At 71.4% G+C, this 17,695-nt stretch carries 17 protein-coding genes; 11 read left to right on the forward strand and 6 right to left on the reverse strand.

Going from position 1 to position 17,695, the window contains the following annotated elements:
* The first annotated feature begins 160 nt into the window (after nucleotides 1-160).
* The 3 genes from ACYF6T_RS32650 to ACYF6T_RS32660 all read left to right on the forward strand — a co-directional run bounded on the left by ACYF6T_RS32650 (nucleotide 161) and on the right by ACYF6T_RS32660 (nucleotide 2,787).
* Nucleotides 161-1,150, forward strand: coding sequence for an LLM class flavin-dependent oxidoreductase (locus ACYF6T_RS32650; protein ID WP_461701012.1), 990 nt, complete (start codon nucleotides 161-163; stop codon nucleotides 1,148-1,150).
* Between the two features lie 23 nt (nucleotides 1,151-1,173).
* Nucleotides 1,174-1,788 carry a nucleoside deaminase gene (locus ACYF6T_RS32655; protein WP_461701014.1) on the forward strand — a complete coding sequence of 205 codons (615 nt, stop codon included), beginning with the start codon at nucleotides 1,174-1,176 and terminating at the stop codon, nucleotides 1,786-1,788.
* Nucleotides 1,789-1,977: 189 nt separating this feature from the next.
* Nucleotides 1,978-2,787, forward strand: coding sequence for a methyltransferase domain-containing protein (locus ACYF6T_RS32660; RefSeq protein WP_461701016.1), 810 nt, complete (start codon nucleotides 1,978-1,980; stop codon nucleotides 2,785-2,787).
* Here ACYF6T_RS32660 and ACYF6T_RS32665 read toward each other — a convergent pair.
* Complete coding sequence (locus tag ACYF6T_RS32665) at nucleotides 2,784-3,941, reverse strand: winged helix DNA-binding domain-containing protein (protein ID WP_461701017.1); 1,158 nt, start codon at nucleotides 3,939-3,941, stop codon at nucleotides 2,784-2,786. The two genes, ACYF6T_RS32660 and ACYF6T_RS32665, sit on opposite strands and share 4 nt — an antisense overlap.
* Nucleotides 3,942-4,804: 863 nt before the next feature.
* Here ACYF6T_RS32665 and ACYF6T_RS32670 point away from each other — a divergent pair.
* From ACYF6T_RS32670 to ACYF6T_RS32685, 4 genes are all read left to right on the forward strand, one after another.
* The gene (locus tag ACYF6T_RS32670; RefSeq protein ID WP_461701019.1) at nucleotides 4,805-5,578 is read left to right on the forward strand and encodes an isoprenyl transferase; all 774 of its coding nucleotides are present in this window, start codon (nucleotides 4,805-4,807) and stop codon (nucleotides 5,576-5,578) included.
* Nucleotides 5,579-6,008: 430 nt separating this feature from the next.
* Nucleotides 6,009-7,334 carry a PhoH family protein gene (locus ACYF6T_RS32675; RefSeq protein ID WP_461701020.1) on the forward strand — a complete coding sequence of 442 codons (1,326 nt, stop codon included), beginning with the start codon at nucleotides 6,009-6,011 and terminating at the stop codon, nucleotides 7,332-7,334.
* A 399-nt stretch (nucleotides 7,335-7,733) separates the two neighbouring features.
* Complete coding sequence (locus tag ACYF6T_RS32680; protein WP_461701021.1) at nucleotides 7,734-8,417, forward strand: aggregation-promoting factor C-terminal-like domain-containing protein; 684 nt, start codon at nucleotides 7,734-7,736, stop codon at nucleotides 8,415-8,417.
* Between the two features lie 137 nt (nucleotides 8,418-8,554).
* The gene (locus ACYF6T_RS32685; protein ID WP_461701022.1) at nucleotides 8,555-9,886 is read left to right on the forward strand and encodes an AI-2E family transporter; all 1,332 of its coding nucleotides are present in this window, start codon (nucleotides 8,555-8,557) and stop codon (nucleotides 9,884-9,886) included.
* A 33-nt stretch (nucleotides 9,887-9,919) separates the two neighbouring features.
* Here ACYF6T_RS32685 and ACYF6T_RS32690 read toward each other — a convergent pair whose 3' ends face one another.
* Nucleotides 9,920-10,459 (reverse strand): alkyl hydroperoxide reductase, encoded by a 540-nt coding sequence (locus ACYF6T_RS32690; RefSeq protein ID WP_461701023.1) that lies wholly within the window; start codon nucleotides 10,457-10,459, stop codon nucleotides 9,920-9,922.
* Nucleotides 10,460-10,465: 6 nt separating this feature from the next.
* A complete protein-coding gene (locus ACYF6T_RS32695; protein ID WP_461701024.1) occupies nucleotides 10,466-11,020 on the reverse strand; it encodes a peroxiredoxin in 555 nt (184 codons plus the stop codon).
* Between the two features lie 136 nt (nucleotides 11,021-11,156).
* Here ACYF6T_RS32695 and ACYF6T_RS32700 point away from each other — a divergent pair, with 136 nt between their 5' ends.
* The 4 genes from ACYF6T_RS32700 to ACYF6T_RS32715 all read left to right on the forward strand — a co-directional run bounded on the left by ACYF6T_RS32700 (nucleotide 11,157) and on the right by ACYF6T_RS32715 (nucleotide 14,089).
* Nucleotides 11,157-12,110 carry a LysR substrate-binding domain-containing protein gene (locus ACYF6T_RS32700; protein WP_461701025.1) on the forward strand — a complete coding sequence of 318 codons (954 nt, stop codon included), beginning with the start codon at nucleotides 11,157-11,159 and terminating at the stop codon, nucleotides 12,108-12,110.
* Between the two features lie 181 nt (nucleotides 12,111-12,291).
* Nucleotides 12,292-13,206: a MarR family transcriptional regulator gene (locus ACYF6T_RS32705; RefSeq protein WP_461701026.1), complete on the forward strand. Its 915-nt coding sequence runs from the start codon at nucleotides 12,292-12,294 to the stop codon at nucleotides 13,204-13,206.
* 42 nt (nucleotides 13,207-13,248) lie between these two features.
* Nucleotides 13,249-13,650 (forward strand): roadblock/LC7 domain-containing protein, encoded by a 402-nt coding sequence (locus ACYF6T_RS32710; RefSeq protein ID WP_461701028.1) that lies wholly within the window; start codon nucleotides 13,249-13,251, stop codon nucleotides 13,648-13,650.
* A gap of 4 nt (nucleotides 13,651-13,654) precedes the next feature.
* Nucleotides 13,655-14,089: a hypothetical protein gene (locus ACYF6T_RS32715; RefSeq protein ID WP_461701029.1), complete on the forward strand. Its 435-nt coding sequence runs from the start codon at nucleotides 13,655-13,657 to the stop codon at nucleotides 14,087-14,089.
* Nucleotides 14,090-14,134: 45 nt separating this feature from the next.
* On the opposite strand, the gene ACYF6T_RS32720 is transcribed toward ACYF6T_RS32715, so the two are convergent.
* From ACYF6T_RS32720 to ACYF6T_RS32730, 3 genes are read right to left on the reverse strand one after another with little or no spacing between them, the layout of a single operon-like run.
* Nucleotides 14,135-16,468, reverse strand: a complete 2,334-nt coding sequence (locus ACYF6T_RS32720) for an ABC transporter permease (RefSeq protein WP_461701030.1) — start codon at nucleotides 16,466-16,468, stop codon at nucleotides 14,135-14,137.
* Entirely contained in the window at nucleotides 16,465-17,151 is a 687-nt protein-coding gene (locus ACYF6T_RS32725; RefSeq protein ID WP_461701032.1) for an ABC transporter ATP-binding protein, read from the reverse strand. Before ACYF6T_RS32725 ends, ACYF6T_RS32720 begins: the two co-directional genes overlap by 4 nt.
* Nucleotides 17,148-17,672 carry a PadR family transcriptional regulator gene (locus ACYF6T_RS32730; protein WP_461701033.1) on the reverse strand — a complete coding sequence of 175 codons (525 nt, stop codon included), beginning with the start codon at nucleotides 17,670-17,672 and terminating at the stop codon, nucleotides 17,148-17,150. The genes ACYF6T_RS32725 and ACYF6T_RS32730 overlap by 4 nt, the downstream gene beginning before the upstream one ends.
* Nucleotides 17,673-17,695: the final 23 nt, after the last annotated feature.

The following is a 17,695-nucleotide window of genomic DNA, read 5'->3' on the forward strand; positions in this document are numbered from 1 at the left end:
GTAGAGGTGCCCCACGCCGACGACTTGTCGGCTCAACCGTTCGGGGAGGCTACCGGTATCAGCACAGACCGCGAACCGGGCGTCTTCGTCGCTGCCCGCGTTCCGTAGACCTGAAGCGGCAGGTGTTGATCGGTGGTGGCGTCGTGGGTAGGAAGGCTGCATGACCCGACTCGGTGCTGTCTTCCGTCCTCAGCTGCCCCCAGAACGGCTCCGTGACGTTGCCCGGCTTGCCGATGCGGCCGGGTTGGAGGAGTTGTGGCTGTGGGAGGACTGCTTCCGTGAGGGCGGTGTCTCCACCGCCGCCGCCGCGCTCGCCTGGACCGAGCGGGTGCGGGTCGGCGTGGGGCTGCTGCCGGTGCCGTTGCGGAACGTCGCCATCACCGCCATGGAGGTCGCCGCGCTGCACCGGATGTTCCCGGGACGCCCCGTCGTCGGCGTCGGGCACGGCGTGCAGGACTGGATGGGGCAGGTCGGGGCCCGCGTTGCCTCGCCGCTCACACTCCTCCGCGAGCATCTCGTCGCCCTCCGGGCGCTGTTGCGCGGCGAGCGGGTGAGCACGGAGGGGCGGTACGTCCGTCTCGACGACGTCGCCCTCGACTGGCCGCCCGACGGGGACCGGGACGGGGGCGTTCCCGTTCTCGTCGGCGCCACCGGACCCCGTACGCTCCGGCTCGCCGGCGAAGCCGCCGACGGCACGATCCTCACGGCCGCCACCTCCGCCGACGGCGTACGGCGGGCCCGGCAACTCATCGACGAGGGGCGGGCGTCCGCCGGGAGGCCGGACAGCGAACCGCACGACGTCATCGTGTACCTGCTCGCCGCCACCGGACCCGACGCCGCCGCCCGCCTCCGTGCCGAACTCGTCGCCGAGGGACTCCAGGACGTCCCCGGCCTCGGCGTCGCCGGAGACGCCGGTGCCGTCGCCAAGGCCGTACAGCGTCTCGCCGAAGCCGGTGCCGACCGGGTGATCCTCCAGCCGACGGGGGACGAGCCCGACCCGGAGGGGTTCGTGCGGTTCGTGGCGGAGGGCGTCAGGCCGCTCGTCGTTCCCAACACGGCCCCCAATACGGCCCCCAACATGGCCCCCAATACGGCCGGTGCGGCCAGTGCCACCGGTGCGCCCAGTGCGTCCAGTACGTCCAGTACGTGACGGCCCGTCCGAAGCCACCCCCCATGGTCCCCACACCGAGCCACCCCATCCCCACCCCCTGGCGCCTCCCCTTCGCCCTCGCCTGGGAAGCCTTCCGGGCCGGCAGTCGTCCCGTCGGTGCCGTCGTCGTCGACCGTGACGGCGCTGTCGTCGCCGTCGGCCGCAACCGCAGCGAGGAATCCCTCGCCCCGCCCGGGCAGCTCGCCGGCACCAGCATCGCCCACGCCGAGATCAACGCCCTCGCCCAGTTGCCGACCGGCCGTTCCACCGAGGGCTTCCGGCTCTACACCACCCTCGAACCCTGCCTGCTGTGCAGCAGTGCCCTCATTCACAGTCACGTCCGCCATGTCGTGTACGCCGCTCCCGACCCGGCATGGCGCGGCATCGAGGACGTGCCCGGCGTCGGCGGGCTCATCGCCGACCGCTGGGCCCGCCGCGAAGGCCCCCTCCAGGGACCGCTCGCCACCTTCGGCGCCCTGCTCATGCAGATGTGGAGCGCGCTGCACGAACCGGACGGCGCCACTCCGGCGTCCACCGCGCTACGGCTCGTCGCCATCGACGGTCTCCTCGACGCCCCCACGGCCCAGGCGGCGTACGACCTTCTCCACCCCCACATCCATGACCGCTCACATCCATGACCGCTCACATCCATGACCGCCCACCTCCACCTCCACGGCCCCCACCCTCACGACCCCCCACCTCCATGACCGCCCACCTCCACCCCCACGCCCCCCACCTCCACGACCCCGCCGCCCGTAGCCGAGGCCCTCGGCGGCAATGCGGTAATCCAGTACCGTTCCGCCGCCTCCCCCTGTCACGATCACCCCATGGCCGACAACCACCCCCGCACCTTCGAGGATCTCGTCGCGGAAGGCGTCTCCGTTCCGACCGAAGGATGGGACTTCTCCTGGTTCGACGGGCGCGCCACGGAGGAGCGGCCCTCCTGGGGGTACGCCGTCTCCCTCGCCGGCCGGCTGGCCGCCGCCGACGCCGCGCTGGACGTGCAGACCGGGGGAGGGGAGGTGCTGGACTTCGCCCTGCGCCGGGCCGCGAAGAGGCCCACGGTCAGCGCGGCGACCGAGGGCTGGCCGCCGAACGTGGCCAAGGCCACCACCCTGCTCCACCCGCACGGCACCGTGGTCGTCGCCGCGCCCGAGGACGCCCCGCTGCCCTTCGCGGACGGCGCCTTCGACCTCGTCAGCAGCCGGCACCCGGTGACCCCGCACTGGGAGGAGATCGCCCGCGTCCTGCGCCCCGGCGGCACCTACTTCGCCCAGCACGTCGGGCCGAAGAGCGTCTTCGAACTCGTCGAGCTCTTCCTCGGCCCCCAGCCGGAGGCCGTCCGCAGTGCCCGCCACCCCGACCGCGAGCGCGCCGGCGCCGAGGCGGCCGGCCTGGAGATCGTCGACCTGCGCGCCGAGCGCCTGCGCGTCGAGTTCCACGACATCGCCGCCGTCGTCCACTTCCTGCGCAAGGTGATCTGGATGGTCCCCGGCTTCACGGTCGAGGCGTACGAGCCTCAACTCCGCGCCCTGCACGAGCGGATCGTGACCGACGGCCCCTTCGTCGCGCACAGCACCCGGCACCTCGTCGAGGCCCGCCGCCCGGCCCTCTCCAGCACGGCGCCGACACCCTAGGCATGCGGGCCCGCCCCCACCTCCCCGATCACCAACTCCGCCTCCGCCTCCAGCACTTCCCCCACCCGCGCCACCCGCGCCGCCAACTCCCGTTCCTGCCGCGCCGTCAGCCGGAGCAGCGGCTCCACGGTCACCGTCGTACGACGGCCCCGGCGGCGCTGGTGCCACACCCCCGCCACCACCCCGTCGACCAGCAGGACGGGGAAGTTGCCCGCCTGGCCACCTGCCAGCGCGCGCCCGTACGCGGCACCCGGGAACAGCCTCTCGCGGGGCTGCGCGGCGATGCCGTACGCGTCGAAGTACGGCAGCAACCGCACCCCGCGCACGGGCCGGTCCGGGAACACCGTGTCCCCGGCCGCGACCCACCACCCGGCCTCTCCTTCGAAGGCGACCTCCTCGATCTCCCCGGCGCCGGCCAGCCTCCCGAACAGCTCGACCGCCCAACCCGGCTTCGCCGCCAGCCACTTGGCGAAGTGGTCCGGTCGCGCCGGACCGTACGCCCGCAGATAACGGGTCGTCAGCTCGCGCAATGCCCGCTCCGGCGGCAACGGGGTGAAGTGCGGCGGGCGGGTGTACGTCACCTTGCGGCCGCGGTTCGGGCCGAAGCACAGGGCGCCCGACTGGCCGGCCCGGTGCAGCACCTGCCGCCAGCGCGGCCACAGGGCCTGGAACGCGGGCATCACCCGTTCCCCGGCCCAAGGGCCGGTCCGTGCGACGACCGCCTCGTCCAGCTCGTCGATCGTCAGACACACACCCTCCAGGGCGTCCCCGACCGCCGCCACGATCAGCCGGGCCTGCTCCTCCGTCACCCGTACGCCCGGCGCGAAGCCGCTCGCGCCGGACGCCACCGCGGGCAACGCACCGCACCACCAGGGCAGTTCATCCGCCGCCAGCAGATGGACGGTCCCGCGCGGGCCGTGCGTCCGCACCAGTGAGCGCTCCTCGCCCCACAGCGCGGCGCGTACGTCGGCCCGGGTGCGCGCGGTCGTGCGTACCCCCACCGACACCTCACCCGCCGACGGCACCTGCGCGTGCGCGCCGGCCATCGCCGAGACGACCTCGGCCACCGAGGTGTCCTCCGCGGCGGGCGTGGCCAGGAACTGCCGCTCCAGCCGACGCGCGCTCGCCTGGTCCCATGTGATTCCCACGGTCATGTCCCGACGGTAGGCCGCGAGGAGGTCAGATCCTGTCCGCTGACGTGCCGTCGAGTTCGCCGGGTGTCCGTCCTCGCATTCGCAGGTCAGACCGCGGTTTCCACATTGTTATCGAGGCCGGCTCGCTTCGCGGCCATGTCTTCCCGTAAGTTCAGACCAAGGTAATTCGCGTCAGCAAAGCTGCGCGGGACGGCACCGCGCAGTGGAGGGGGCTGCGCGGCGCCGTCTTCCCTCTTCGCCTTACTCGCACCCCGGGTTTCCCTCGCTCCCTCGGCTCCGAGCCGTCAAGCGGGCGTTCCCCGGTCGCGTCACCCGCCTGGGCGACAGGGGGGCAACTCGGCGCACGGAGGCACAAGGCGTGGCAAACGCAGTGCATCCGCCCGCATCCCCCGCACATCTCCCCGTATCCCACCCGTTCGCCCTGGGAATCCCCTGTGTTCCGGCCATGAGACCCCCACGAGAAGGGCCTCCCGAGACCACCTCGCCGTCGCCGCGCGAATCCGGAGAGTAGTTGTGGCACGCCGATGCACGCAGCATCACTTACGAAGGGTTATGGTGGAAACCCCCCCTCGGGCCGGTCCGTCTCCCCCCCACGGACCGGCCCGTTTTCCTGTTCGTACGGACCGGCCCGTATTGCTGTTCGCACGGACCGGCCCGTGTTGCTGTCCGGGCGAGGCGCCTTCCGGGCCGCGGTTGTCCGGGCCGGGTGCCTTCCGGGCCGCGGGGCGCGGCGACGCCGTAAGGGGCGTGGCATCCCCCACAGTTGGCGCCCAGCCCGCCGAACCCCGCAACACACGGCGGCCACAGGCCCGGGTAGGCTCAGCCCGCGGGGACCGCATCCGCACGGAGGGGCTGAACATCACGTGATCCTGCGCGACAAGCTGCGCAGCCTGCTCGTCAGGCTGTACGCACGCCGGGTGGAAGGCCACCTGGACCACGCCCAGGTGCCCAAGCACATCGGCGTCATCATGGACGGCAACCGACGCTGGGCGAAGGCCGCGGGTTCGACCACCGCGCAGGGCCACCAGGCCGGGGCCGACAAGATCGAGGAGTTCCTCGGCTGGTGCACCGAGACGGACGTCGAGGTCGTCACGCTGTGGCTGTTCTCCACCGACAACTTCGGCCGGCCGCAGGAGGAGCTCGTCCCGCTCCTGAAGATCATCGAGGACACCGTCCGGTCCCTCGCCGCCGACGGCCGCTGGCGCGTGCACCACGTCGGCGCGCTCGACCTGCTGCCCTCGGGGATGCAGCGCACCCTGAAGGAGGCGGAAGAGGCCACCGCCCACATCGACGGAATACTGGTCAACGTCGCCATCGGCTACGGCGGCCGCCAGGAGATCGCCGACGCGGTCCGCTCGATGCTGCTCGGCGCCGCCGAACGGGGCACCTCCATGGAGGAGCTCGCCGAGACCGTCGACGTCGACATGATCGGCCGTCACCTCTACACCGGCGACCAGCCCGACCCGGACCTCGTCATCCGCACCAGCGGCGAGCAGCGGCTGTCCGGCTTCATGCTGTGGCAGACCGCGCACTCCGAGTACTACTTCTGCGAGGTCTTCTGGCCGGCCTTCCGCAAGGTCGACTTCCTGCGCGCCCTGCGCGACTACGCCGCACGCCACCGGCGGTACGGCGGCTGAGGGTCGTCGCCTGCCGGAGGGGCCCCGCAATCCCGCCCGCAGGCGCACGTAACACCTACGGGCCCCAGCGTGGGCGCGCGTAACACCCACGGGCCGTACCGCGGGCGCACGTAACCCCAGGGCCTCTGCGACTACCCCATTTGGGGCGGAAGTAACAAGGAGTTCACCAGGGCGCCGTCATATGCGTCGGCATGGTGACGCATGTTCGAGGGCATAAGCCAAGCAGGTCGACACCCGAACCACGGGTGTCGGATCTCAGCGGACGGCACGGGGCCGTCCGCCCGGGAGGCCCTTTGCACCAGCCCGACCGTGCGGTTCCAGCACGGAAGACCAGGCGGAGGGCCGGTCACCGGCCCGTGCATCGCGGCCGTCGACCGGTCCAGCTCCACTCCGTCGCTCCCCGACCTCATCCGAGGGGGTACGTCCTTCCGTGGTGACCAGCACAAAGCGCCACAAGCCAGACCGGCGCACCTATGTTCTCGACACCAGCGTCCTGCTGGCCGACCCGAACGCCCTGACCCGCTTCGAGGAGCACGAGGTCGTGCTCCCCATCGTGGTGGTCACGGAGCTGGAGGCGAAGCGGCACCATCCCGAACTCGGCTACTTCGCCCGGCAGGCCCTGCGCCTGCTCGACGACTACCGGGTGAAGTACGGCCGCCTCGACGCCCCCATCCCGATCGGGGAGCTGGGCGGGACCGTCCGTGTCGAGCTCAACCACTCGGACCCCAGCGTTCTGCCGACCGGCTACCGCCTGGGGGACAACGACTCCCGCATCCTCGCGGTGGCCCGCAACCTGCAGGCCGAGGGGTTCGACGTCACCGTCGTGTCGAAGGACCTGCCGCTCAGGATCAAGGCCTCCTCCGTGGGCCTCCTCGCCGAGGAGTACCGCGCCGAGCTCGCCATCACGGACTCCTCCGGCTGGACCGGCATGTCCGAACTGACCCTGCCGGGCGAACAGGTGGACATCCTCTTCGAGGAAGGACACGTGTACGTCCCCGAGGCCGGCGACCTTCCGGTGCACACCGGCCTGACGATCCACTCCGAGCGCGGCAAGGCCCTCGGCCGGGTCACGGCCGAGGGCAACGTCCGGCTGGTGCGGGGCGACCGCGAGGCCTTCGGCATCAAGGGCAGGAGCGCCGAGCAGCGCATCGCGCTCGACCTGCTCCTCGACCCGGACGTCGGGATCGTGTCCATGGGCGGCCGGGCCGGCACCGGCAAGTCGGCGCTGGCCCTGTGCGCGGGGCTGGAGGCGGTCCTGGAGCGCCGTCAGCACCAGAAGGTGATGGTCTTCCGTCCGCTGTACGCGGTGGGCGGGCAGGAGCTCGGCTATCTGCCCGGCACCGAGGCGGAGAAGATGAGCCCCTGGGCGCAGGCGGTCTTCGACACGCTGTCCGCGGTCACCAGCCGCGAGGTCATCGAGGAAGTCACCGCGCGCGGGATGCTGGAGGTCCTGCCGCTCACCCACATCCGCGGCCGCTCGCTGCACGACGCGTTCGTGATCGTGGACGAGGCGCAGTCGCTGGAGCGGAACGTCCTGCTGACCGTGCTGTCCCGGATCGGCGCCAACTCACGGGTGGTTCTCACCCATGACGTGGCACAGCGGGACAATCTGCGCGTAGGGCGCTACGACGGTGTCGTCGCGGTCGTGGAGAAGCTGAAGGGACACCCGCTCTTCGCGCACGTGACGCTGACGAGGTCCGAGAGGTCCCAGATCGCGGCCCTTGTGACCGAAATGCTGGAAGACGGTCAAATCTGACGGTCCGAGGGCCAGTTGGCGCCGTCCCGCAAAGGCTGTGAGCCTAGCGGGGCGGCGTCTTCGCGTGTGGCTGTTTCGCGAAATCCCGGGGGTCAAACGGGATGTGAGCTTTCACACGCAACTCGGAATTGCCACCCGGCGTCCGGTTACGGCAGAGTCTCACTCCTGTCAGGCCCCGCATGCGACACATCTGTACCCCCAGCGGTACGGCACCACAGAAGCGTCACCGCCAACTCCATAGCGTCGTCGTATGCCGCCCGAGCACCATGCGGCGCTCCCTCCGCGGGAGTTGTCCACCGGGCCCGTGTCTCCCGTGACCCCGTAGGTGGGAGGCCAGTGTCAGGGGCACGATTGCGTCCGCCAGGGTCACCGAAGCGGGCGATGCTGGAAGGAAACCGTGTGAGCCGGATTTCGGTCCGGGGGTTCGCAGTGGCTTCGGCCACCGCGGTCACCGCCGTCGGAAGCGTTGTGGGCGTTGCCTCGGGCAGCGTCGCTCAGACCAACGACGCCGAAGCGACGGCAGGAGACGCGACGCTTCTTGCGGACATACCCGTCGGCCAGCAGGCCCAGGTGCAGACCGCCTCGCTGACGCAGCAGGCGTCCACCCAGGCCATCGCCGCGGACGCCACCGCCAAGAAGGACGCCGAGGCGGCCGCCCGCAAGGCAGCGGCCGAGACGGCGATCGCGAAGAAGGAAGCCGCGGAGAAGGCGGCCAAGGAGGCCAAGGAGCGCGCGGAGGCCAAGACCGCCGCCAGCAGGTCCTCCGCCGACTTCCCGGTGCAGAGCTCGTACACCGTCGCCCAGATCCAGGCGATGGCGCGGCAGATGGTGCCGAGCGGCCAGTTCCAGTGCTTCAGCAACATCGTGGACCACGAGTCCAGCTGGAACTACCACGCGGTCAACGCCTCCTCCGGAGCGTACGGCCTCTTCCAGGCCCTTCCGGCCTCCAAGTACTCCTCCGCCGGCTCCGACTGGCAGACGAACCCGGCCACGCAGATCAAGTGGGGCCTGAACTACATGAACAGCCGCTACGGCAGTCCCTGCGACGCCTGGTCGTTCTGGTCGGCCAACCACTGGTACTGAGCCGCGGGAACACCCGAGCCGGTCTCTCAACCCTGTGAAGCCCCTCCCCGTCCTAGGGGAGGGGCTTTCGCCCTGTACGGTCGGACGCGACGACTCCGGGGGGAGTGGTGGGGCGAGACGGGGGAAGAGGACGGATCATGTCGCGAGTGCCAGGGTGGCTCGGTCGGATCGGCGCGGGCCTGACCGAGGTGAGTGAGCGGCTGGACGAGCGCCGGGCCGAGGTGGAGCGGGAGAGCACCGAACCCGAGCCGGCCCCGCCCGCCCCCGTCGACCGGGACCACCTCTCGCCGCTCCCCGACCACGTCACCGTCGTCCCGGCCCGGCCCGACCCCGCACAGGCCGTGCCGTGGGGCGTACGGGTGGCCGCGGAGGCCGGCTGGCGGCTGCTGGTGCTCGCGGGCACGGTGTGGGTGCTGATGCGGATCATCAGCGCCGTACAGCTGGTGGTGTTCGCCTTCGTCATCGCGCTGCTGCTGACCGCGCTGCTCCAGCCGACGGTCGCCCGGCTGCGGCGGCACGGCGTGCCGCGCGGCCCCGCCACCGCGCTCACCGTGATCCTGGGCTTCATCCTGCTGGGCCTGCTGGGCTGGTTCGTGACCTGGCAGGTCATGGAGAACATCGACGCGCTCTCCAACCAGATCCAGAACGGCATCGACGACCTGCGCAACTGGCTGCTGAAGAGCCCCTTCCACGTCACCGACAAGCAGATCAACCAGATCGCCAAGAACCTGCGCGAGGCGATCGGCGCCAACGCCGACCAGATCACCTCCACCGGTCTGGAGGGCGTGCAGGTCGTCGTCGAGGCGCTCACCGGGATACTGCTCGTCTTCTTCTCGACGCTGTTCCTGCTCTACGACGGCGAGCGCATCTGGCAGTGGTCGCTGAAGCTGGTCCCCGCGGCGGCCCGCGAGGGCGTCGCCGGCGCCGGTCCGCGCGCCTGGCGCACGCTCACCGCCTACGTCCGCGGCACGGTGCTGGTGGCGCTGATCGACGCGATCTTCATCGGCCTGGGCATCTACTTCCTCGACGTGCCCATGGCCGTACCGCTGGCCGTGTTCATCTTCCTGTTCTCGTTCATCCCCCTGGTCGGCGCGGTCGCCTCCGGTGCGCTGGCCGTGGTCGTGGCGCTGGTGACCCAGGGCGTGTTCACCGCCGGCATGACGCTCGCGGTGATCCTCGCCGTGCAGCAGATCGAGGGCCACATCCTGCAGCCGTTCATCCTGGGCCGCGCGGTCCGCGTCCACCCGCTCGCCGTCGTCCTGTCGGTCACCGCCGGCGGCATGGTCGCGGGCATCGGCGGCGCGGTGGTGGCCGTACCGCTGGTGGCGGTGACGAACACGGTGGTCAGCTATCTGAAGACGTACTCGGAGGAGCAGGCCCGGCGCCGGGCGCTGGTGTCCGCACCGGTGGGCGACGCCGTGGTGGAGGCTCCCGTGGAGGACGCGAAGGGCCTCGCCCACGAGAAGTGAGCGAGGCCCCTGGCGGTGCCGTGCGGCGACCGCCTACTCGACGTCGGCCAGGACGGCCTCGGCGTCCAGGGTGGTGCCCACCGCCTGGATCACCGACGCGATCTTGAACGCCTCCTGGATCACCTCGCGCTCGACGCCCGCCTTGCGCAGCACCTGCTCGTGCGAGTCCAGGCACATGCCGCAGCCGTTGACGGCGGACACGGCGAACGACCACAGCTCGAAGTCGACCTTGTCGACGCCCGGGTTGCCGATCACGTTCATCCGCAGACCGGCGCGCAGGCTGCCGTACTCGTGGTCGGACAGCAGGTGCCGGGTGCGGTAGAAGACGTTGTTCATCGCCATGACGGCCGCGGCGGACTTGGCCGCGGTGTACGCCTCCGGCGACAGGTTCGCCTTCGCCTCCGGCGCCAGCTCGCGCAGCACGAGGGGGGAGCGGGAGGCGATGGCGGTCGCCAGCACCGTGCCCCACAACTGCTGCGCCGGCAGCTCGGAGTTGCCGATGACCGAGCCCAGGTTGAGCTTCAGGTCCTTGGCGTAGTCCGGTATCGCGGACTTGAGGGTGTCGAGGGACATCTCAGCTCACTCCCCGGCCAGCAGCTTGACCGGGTCCAGCGTCTCGTCGCCCTTGCTCCAGTTGCAGGGGCACAGCTCGTCGGTCTGCAGGGCGTCCAGGACCCGCAGGACCTCCTTGGGGTTACGGCCGACGGAGCCGGCGGTCACCATGGAGAACTGGATCTCGTTGTTCTGGTCGACGATGAAGACGGCCCGCTTGGCGAAGCCCTCCTCGTCCTCGATGCCGAGCTCGCGCATCAGCTCGTGCTTGGAGTCGGCCATCATCGGGAACGGCAGGTCGCGCAGGTCGTCGTGGTCCTTGCGCCAGGCGTGGTGGACGAACTCCGAGTCGCCGGAGAAGCCCAGGATCTGGGCGTCGCGGTCGGCGAACTCCTCGTTCAGCTTGCCGAAGGCGGCGATCTCGGTGGGGCACACGAAGGTGAAGTCCTTGGGCCAGGCGAAGATCACCTTCCACTTGCCTTCGTAGGTCTTGTGGTTGATCTTCTCGAACTCCCGGCCCTTCTCCAGTGAGACGCAGGCGGTCAGTTCGAACTCGGGGAACTTGTCACCGACAGTGAGCACACGCTCTCCTTGCAGCGAAGAGACACCCGATTTTGTCGGATGTCTCCCATGGGTTGGACGGTTCCCGATCCTGGCACAGCGTGCATTGATTACGGAAATAGCTACACTCGGTCGCGTTGATCGGAGGTGGCTATAAGTGACCGTGAGTAATACGAGTATCCGGCGGCGCCAGCCCAGTCTCGCCCAGCTGCGCGCCTTCGCCGCCGTCGCCGAGCACCTCCACTTCCGGGACGCCGCCGCCGCGATCGGCATGAGCCAGCCCGCCCTGTCCGGCGCCGTCTCGGCGCTGGAGGAGGCCCTCGGGGTCACGCTGCTGGAGCGCACCACCCGCAAGGTGCTCCTCTCGCCCGCCGGCGAACGGCTCGCCGTACGCGCCAAGGCGGTCCTGGACGCGGTCGGGACGCTGCTGGAGGAGGCCGAGGCGGTACGGGCCCCCTTCACCGGCGTGCTGCGGCTCGGCGTCATCCCGACCGTGGCGCCGTATCTGCTGCCCACCGTCATCGACCTGGTGCACGGCCGCTACCCGCACCTCGACCTCCAGGTGCACGAGGAGCAGACCGCCACCCTCGTCGAGGGCCTGACCACCGGCCGCCTCGACCTGCTGCTGCTCGCCGTCCCCCTCGGCGTGCCCGGAGTCGTCGAACTGCCGCTCTTCGACGAGGACTTCGTGCTCGTCACCCCCCTCGGCCACCGGCTCGGCGGCCGGGAGGGCATCCCGCGCGAGGCGCTGAAGGAGCTCAACCTGCTGCTCCTGGACGAAGGACACTGCCTGCGCGACCAGGCCCTCGACATCTGCCGCGAGGCCGGCCGCGAGGACGCCCCCGTGACCACCACCGCGGCCGGGCTGTCCACGCTCGTCCAGCTCGTCGCCGGCGGCCTGGGCTGCACCCTGCTGCCGCGCACCGCCGTCAAGGTCGAGACCAGCCGCAGCAACCAGCTCCTCACCGGCTCCTTCGCCGAGCCCGCCCCCACCCGCCGCATCGCCCTCGCCATGCGCACGGGAGCGGCGCGCGGCGCGGAGTACGAGGAGCTGGCGGCGGCGCTGCGGCAGGCGCTGCGGCCGCTGCCCGTCCGGGTCCTGGACGCCTGAACCACGGCGCGGAATCGTTCAAATGACCGCCGAACAAAGCGCTTTGAACGGCCAGCGGACATCAACTCCCGTCAACTGAAGACAGGTCGGAAATCCCCGGTCTGCATATGCCTCCCGGCTGATACACAGACCCCCATCAGTGCGACGCGTCAGGCGTGTGTGCGAAAGGTCAAGGGGAGTGATGTCTGGCTTTCGGGATTCCCTCGACCGGGACCGCTACGACCGGCTGGCACGGGCCCTGATCTCGTGCGGGCGCGAGGAGTTCACCGGACGGCTGCGGGTGGCCGGGGTGCCGGGCGGCGTGCTGCACCTGCACCGCGGGCTCGTCGTCTCGGCGGAGAGCCCGGGAGCGCCCGGCCCCGAGGTGCTGCTGATGCGCTCCGGGCGGGTCGACGGCGAGCAGTGGGCGCAGCTGGTGCGGGAGTCCGGCGGCGCGCGCTGGCCGGCCACCGCGCTCATCGCCCACGGGTACGCGGGCGCCGCCCAGTTGCGGGTGGTGTGCGTGATGGCGCTGCTCGACGCCGTGTTCGCGATCGTCGCCGGACGCGTCGAGGACTGCGAGCGCGTCACCGGAGCCGACCCGTACGCCCCGGTCGCCGTCGGCGAACCGCCGGGCCGCCTGCTGCAGGACGCCGGCCGCAAGCTCGCCGCCGTCGCCGCGCTGCCCCGCCCCGTCCACCCCGACCGCGAACGGCCCGTACCGGCCACCGGGTCGGAGCCCGCCCGGCGCCTGACCGGACTCCAGCAGGAGCTGCTGGCCCACGCCGACGGCCGCCGTACCGCCCGCGACCTCGCCTTCCTCGCCGGCCGCGGGGTCTACACCGTCACCGTCGAGGTCGCCCGGATGCTCGCCGAGGGCCTCCTGGAGTGCCCCGACGCCCCCGTGCCGATACCGGTCGTGGTGCCGCCCGAGGTCTCCCCCGTACGGCACCGCGAACCGCCCCCGCCGCCACCCCCGCCCGGGCCGCTCCCCGTCCCCGCCGTGCTGCCCCGCCGCAGCCCCGGCGCCAGCGGCATCACCGAAGCCCTCACCCCGCACAAGAACGGGGCGAGTTGGAAAGGGTTCTTCCGCCTTCGAAACGGAACCGCGAAATGAAGAAGCCGAACAGACACGAAAAGAATTCGGGGAGTTGAGTACATGGATCACGAAGCCCTGGCGCTGGAGATGCGCGGACTGCGCGAACAGGTGACGGGAATCACCGACACCGCGGTCGCGGCCTGTGACGGACTGCTGATCGCCGCCGACACGGCCGACTCGATCGATCCGGAGGGCCTCGCCGCGCTCGCCGCGGCCGGTCTCGGCCTCGCCCGGCGCACCGCCGCCGCGACCTCCCGCGGTGCGCTGCGCCAGACGGTGACCTACGGCAGCCACGGCTGTGCCGCCTTCTACGCCGTGGGGGACGCCGCCCTGATGGTCGTACTCGGCGACGAGGGCATGGACGTGGACCGTCTGCACCGGGCGACCCTGCCGGCGCTCGACCGGATCGGCTCGATCCTCACCGGGCCGGACAAGGCCGTGAAGACGGCAGAAGGAGTCTGAAAGGATGGCGACGAAGCGTATGACCACCGGTTTCTCCGACCAGGTGATGAGCCTGGTCAAGTCCTTGCGCACCGAGGCGCCCGAGTGCGTCGCGTCCGGTGTGGTCGACATGTCCACCGGCATGCTGCTGGCGTACGAGACCGTCGACAACCACCCGCCGGAGGTCCTGGACCTGCTGGCGGGCGCGACCCTCGACCTTTTCCAGGGCCGCACGGTCGTGATGATCGAGGACCTGTGGAAGGAGCGACGGGGGCAGAGCCCCGGCGGCGACACCCACTTCTTCCAGGAGATCCTGGTCAACAGCGAGAACGTCACGCACCTGTTCGTGCGGATGAACGAGCAGCAGGACGTGGTCGCCGTCGTCGTCTGCCGCAAGTCGGTCAACGTGGGCATGCTCTTCGCCCAGGTACGGCGCGTGGTGCGCGAGCACAGTCTCTGAAACGGCGCGGGGCCCCTCCCCGTCGCAGGGGGAGGGGCCCGGTGGTCACTCCGTACGCAGCCCGTCCGGGCGCATCAGCCGGAGCAGCGGCGGCAGGCTGAGCAGGGTCACGGCGAGGACGACGCCGGCGCCGACGCCGGTCATCGAGGCGACGCCGGCCCAGTCGACGCGGACCGGGGTCGACGTCATCTTCAGCAGCACCGTGCCCAGCGTCAGGCCCACCGCGGACGCCAGCAGCAGGCCCAGTGCGATCGGGATCGCCGTCTGCCACAGCACCGACAGGCTCAGCGTGCGCCGCCGGGTGCCGAAGGCGACCAGCGCCGACAGCAGCCTGCGGCGCTCGCGCAACTGCTCCAGCTGCGACACCAGCAGGCTCGCGCCGATCAGCGCCAGCACACAGGCGGCGCCCACCAGCAGGCCGGTGCGGATGGAGGTGTACTTGCGGGACTGGTCGGTGGAGGTCCAGGTGGTCGGGTACGCCAGCGGGTCCACGGCGGCGGCCGTGTTGCGCACCAGGTCGTCGACGTCGGGCACGGACTTGTCGAGGTCGAGGTAGACCTGCCCGGTCAGTCCGGCGCTCACGGAGGCGGTCACCGCCTTCGGCGTCAGCAGGAAGCCGCCGCGGACGTACCCGTCCATGTCCTTGCGCCCCACGGCCTGCTTCAGGCCGGCCGGCACCGTCCAGGGGATCTCCTTGCCCTTGGGCGCGCCCTCGTAGGAGGCGTCGAGGTACAGGGTCCGCCCGGGCTTGGCCAGGCGCGGTGTGTCGCTGCTGTAGTCGCCGCGCGGCACGGCGAACACGTCACCGTCCCGGCACTTGGTCAGCCGGGCGAGCTGGCGCAGGGCGGTGCAGTCGCCGACGGTGAAGGCGGCGGAGTACTCCGGGTCCGCGCGCCGGTCGCCGATGTACCCCTCGGAGTACGCGTACACCGTGCGCACCCCCTTGGTCTGCCGGAACTGCGCGGCGGCCCGCGCGAGCGGCACCCGGTGCGGGACGGCCACCTGCATCTGCGCCCGGTCCATGTCGTGCCCGGAGCTCTTGGTGTAGTCGCTCTGCACGCCGGCGAACAGCATCTGCAGCGCGATCGCCCCGGCCACCGCCACCGCGATCCCGTTGACCAGCCGGGCCGCCGTCCCGCTGCTCAACTGCAGCCTGCGCACGGCCAGCTGCCAGGCCACCCCGCCCGCGCCCAGCCGGGCGACGACCGTCTCCACCAGCCACGGCAGCAGCGCGGTCACGCCGACCAGCAGCAGCATCACCCCGCCGATGACGAGGTACTGGTTGAAGTCCCCGTTGGTGCGGCCCTGCCCGATCATCGGGTAGAGCAGGGCGAGCCCGCCCAGCGGCAGCAGCAGCCGCCACCACAGCCGGCGTCGCGCGGGCCTGGCCGCGCGCACCACGCCCAGCGGCTCGATGACGACCCCGCGCAGCGCGAACAGCGTGACCAGCACGGCCGCCGCCGGCACCGCGAGGGCGACCAGCAGGGCGAGCACGGGGGAGGGGGTGAGGTAGCTCGGGAAGACGCTGACGTCGAACACCTCGACCGAGCCCGCGATCTGACGTGCGATCAGGAAGAAGACGGCGCCCAGGACCAGTCCGAGCACCGAACCCGCCAGCGCCTCGCCGGCCGCGATCCGCCGGGTCATCCGGCTGTCGGAGCCGACCAGCCGCAGGGCCGCGAGCCGACGGTCGCGCCGCTCCCCGCCGAACCGCACGGCCGCCGCGATGAACACCGCGACCGGCATCAGCAGCGCCACGAGGACCACGAGGATCAGCAGGAGCAGCACCGGGTCCATCCGCTCGGACGTGTTCTGCCGCTCCCCGAAGTGGTCGATGCGCTCCACGCGACCGCTCTCCAGGCTCGCCGCGAGGTTCTCGGCGCCCCGGTAGAAGGTGAGCTCCTGCGAGCCGATCAGCCCGCTCTCGCCGACCGTGCCGACGATCCGGTCCGGCAGCCGCTCGCGCAGCAGCTTCCCGGCGTCCGACGCGAGCAGCCTCTTCAGGGCGGGCGAGACGATCATCTCCCCCTTCGCCGGGAACCTCGTCAGCCCCGGCGGCAGCGGCGCCCTGGGCCCCTCCGGCTCCAGCGCCCGGCCGCGGACGTCCTTCTGCCGGTACGTCGTGTCCAGGACCGCGACGACGAGCGTGTCGTCCGCCTTCGGCATCGGCGTACTGCTGTACGTGATGTCGGAGCGCGCCATCCCCCGTTCGTCCCGCGCCGCCAGCGCGTTCGGCAGCGCGGTCGTCAGCAGCAGCAGCGCCACGCCGAGCCCCACGCCGACCGCCGTCAGCAGGGCCCGTGTCCAGCCCTCACGCCCGCCCGCGAAGGCGAACCGCACCCCCATGGCCAGATCCCTGGCCGACTGCCCCGCCCTCATGCAATCCGCTCCATGTCCCGGGACCGGCCGTCCCGTACGACGATCTCGCGGTCGGAGTAGGCCGCCACCCGCGCCTCGTGCGTGACGAGCACGACCGCCGCGTTGGTGGACCGGGCCGCGTCCGTCAGCAGCTCCATCACCCGTTCGCCGTTGAGCGAGTCCAGCGCGCCGGTCGGTTCGTCGGCGAACAGCACGCGCGGGCCGGTCACCAGCGCGCGCGCCACCGCCACCCGCTGCCCCTGGCCGCCGGACACCTCGCCGGGCCGCTTCTTGCGCAGGTCGTCGACCTCCAGCCGCTCCATCCAGGTCAGCGCCGCCTTCTCGGCCTCCTTGCGGGAGGTGCCGTTCAGCCGCAGCGGCAGCGCCACGTTCTCGACGCAGGTCAGTTCGGGCACCAGCTGCCCGAACTGGAAGACGAACCCGAACTCCGAGCGCCGCAGCCGGCTGCGCTCGGCGTCGCTCATCGTCGCCATCTCGCGGCCGTTGTACGTGATCGAGCCCGCGTCGGGCGTCACGATTCCGGCGAGGCAGTGCAGCAGTGTCGACTTGCCCGACCCGGACGGGCCCATCACGGCGACGACCTCGCCGGGGTGGATGGAGAAGTCGGCGCCGTCGAGCGCGGTGGTGGGGCCGTAGGCCTTGCGCAGGTCCTGGGCGACCAGCAGGGAACCGGCAGGAGTCACTTGGCTACCGCCTCGGCGAGCTTGTCGAGGCGCGCGGCGGTCAGCTCCAGCCACCGCAGGTCCGCCTCCAGATGGAACAAGGCGTGGTCGCAGATGAGCTGGTCGGCGAGGTCGCCCTTGCGTTTGCGGTCGGTCAGGATGCGCATCATCCGCAGGTGCTCGGCGCGCTGGGTGTCGAGGATGTCGGCGGCGTTGCGGTGCGTGAGCAGCGCCAGGACGACCTTCGTGTACAGCGTCGACTGCAGATACGGCTCCGGCGGTTCCGGCGTCGCGAGCCAGCGCGCCACGTCGGTGATGCCGGCGTCGGTGATGGCGTACCGCTTGCGTTCGGGGCCGCCGCCCGGCTCGATGCCGTCGACCTCGACGAGGCCGTTCTTCAGCAGGCGGGACATCGTCGAATAGACCTGGCCGTAGTGCAGCGGCCGGTCGTGACCGAACTTCTCGTCGAAGGCCCGCTTGAGGTCGTAACCGTGGCGCGGCCCGGACTCCAGGAGGCCCAGAAGGGTGTGACCGATGGACATGGCGAGGACTCTACACGCGGTGT

The sequence above is a fragment of the Streptomyces sp. 7R007 genome (assembly GCF_054850255.1).

Coding starts and splice junctions, on each gene's coding strand:
- ACYF6T_RS32650 (WP_461701012.1), top strand. CDS start 161: ATGACCCGACTCGGTGCTGTCTTCCGTCCTCAGCTGCCCCCAGAACGG.
- ACYF6T_RS32655 (WP_461701014.1), top strand. CDS start 1,174: ATGGTCCCCACACCGAGCCACCCCATCCCCACCCCCTGGCGCCTCCCC.
- ACYF6T_RS32660 (WP_461701016.1), top strand. CDS start 1,978: ATGGCCGACAACCACCCCCGCACCTTCGAGGATCTCGTCGCGGAAGGC.
- ACYF6T_RS32665 (WP_461701017.1), bottom strand. CDS start 3,941: ATGACCGTGGGAATCACATGGGACCAGGCGAGCGCGCGTCGGCTGGAG.
- ACYF6T_RS32685 (WP_461701022.1), top strand. CDS start 8,555: ATGTCGCGAGTGCCAGGGTGGCTCGGTCGGATCGGCGCGGGCCTGACC.
- ACYF6T_RS32690 (WP_461701023.1), bottom strand. CDS start 10,459: ATGTCCCTCGACACCCTCAAGTCCGCGATACCGGACTACGCCAAGGAC.
- ACYF6T_RS32705 (WP_461701026.1), top strand. CDS start 12,292: ATGTCTGGCTTTCGGGATTCCCTCGACCGGGACCGCTACGACCGGCTG.
- ACYF6T_RS32710 (WP_461701028.1), top strand. CDS start 13,249: ATGGATCACGAAGCCCTGGCGCTGGAGATGCGCGGACTGCGCGAACAG.
- ACYF6T_RS32715 (WP_461701029.1), top strand. CDS start 13,655: ATGGCGACGAAGCGTATGACCACCGGTTTCTCCGACCAGGTGATGAGC.
- ACYF6T_RS32720 (WP_461701030.1), bottom strand. CDS start 16,468: ATGAGGGCGGGGCAGTCGGCCAGGGATCTGGCCATGGGGGTGCGGTTC.
- ACYF6T_RS32730 (WP_461701033.1), bottom strand. CDS start 17,672: ATGTCCATCGGTCACACCCTTCTGGGCCTCCTGGAGTCCGGGCCGCGC.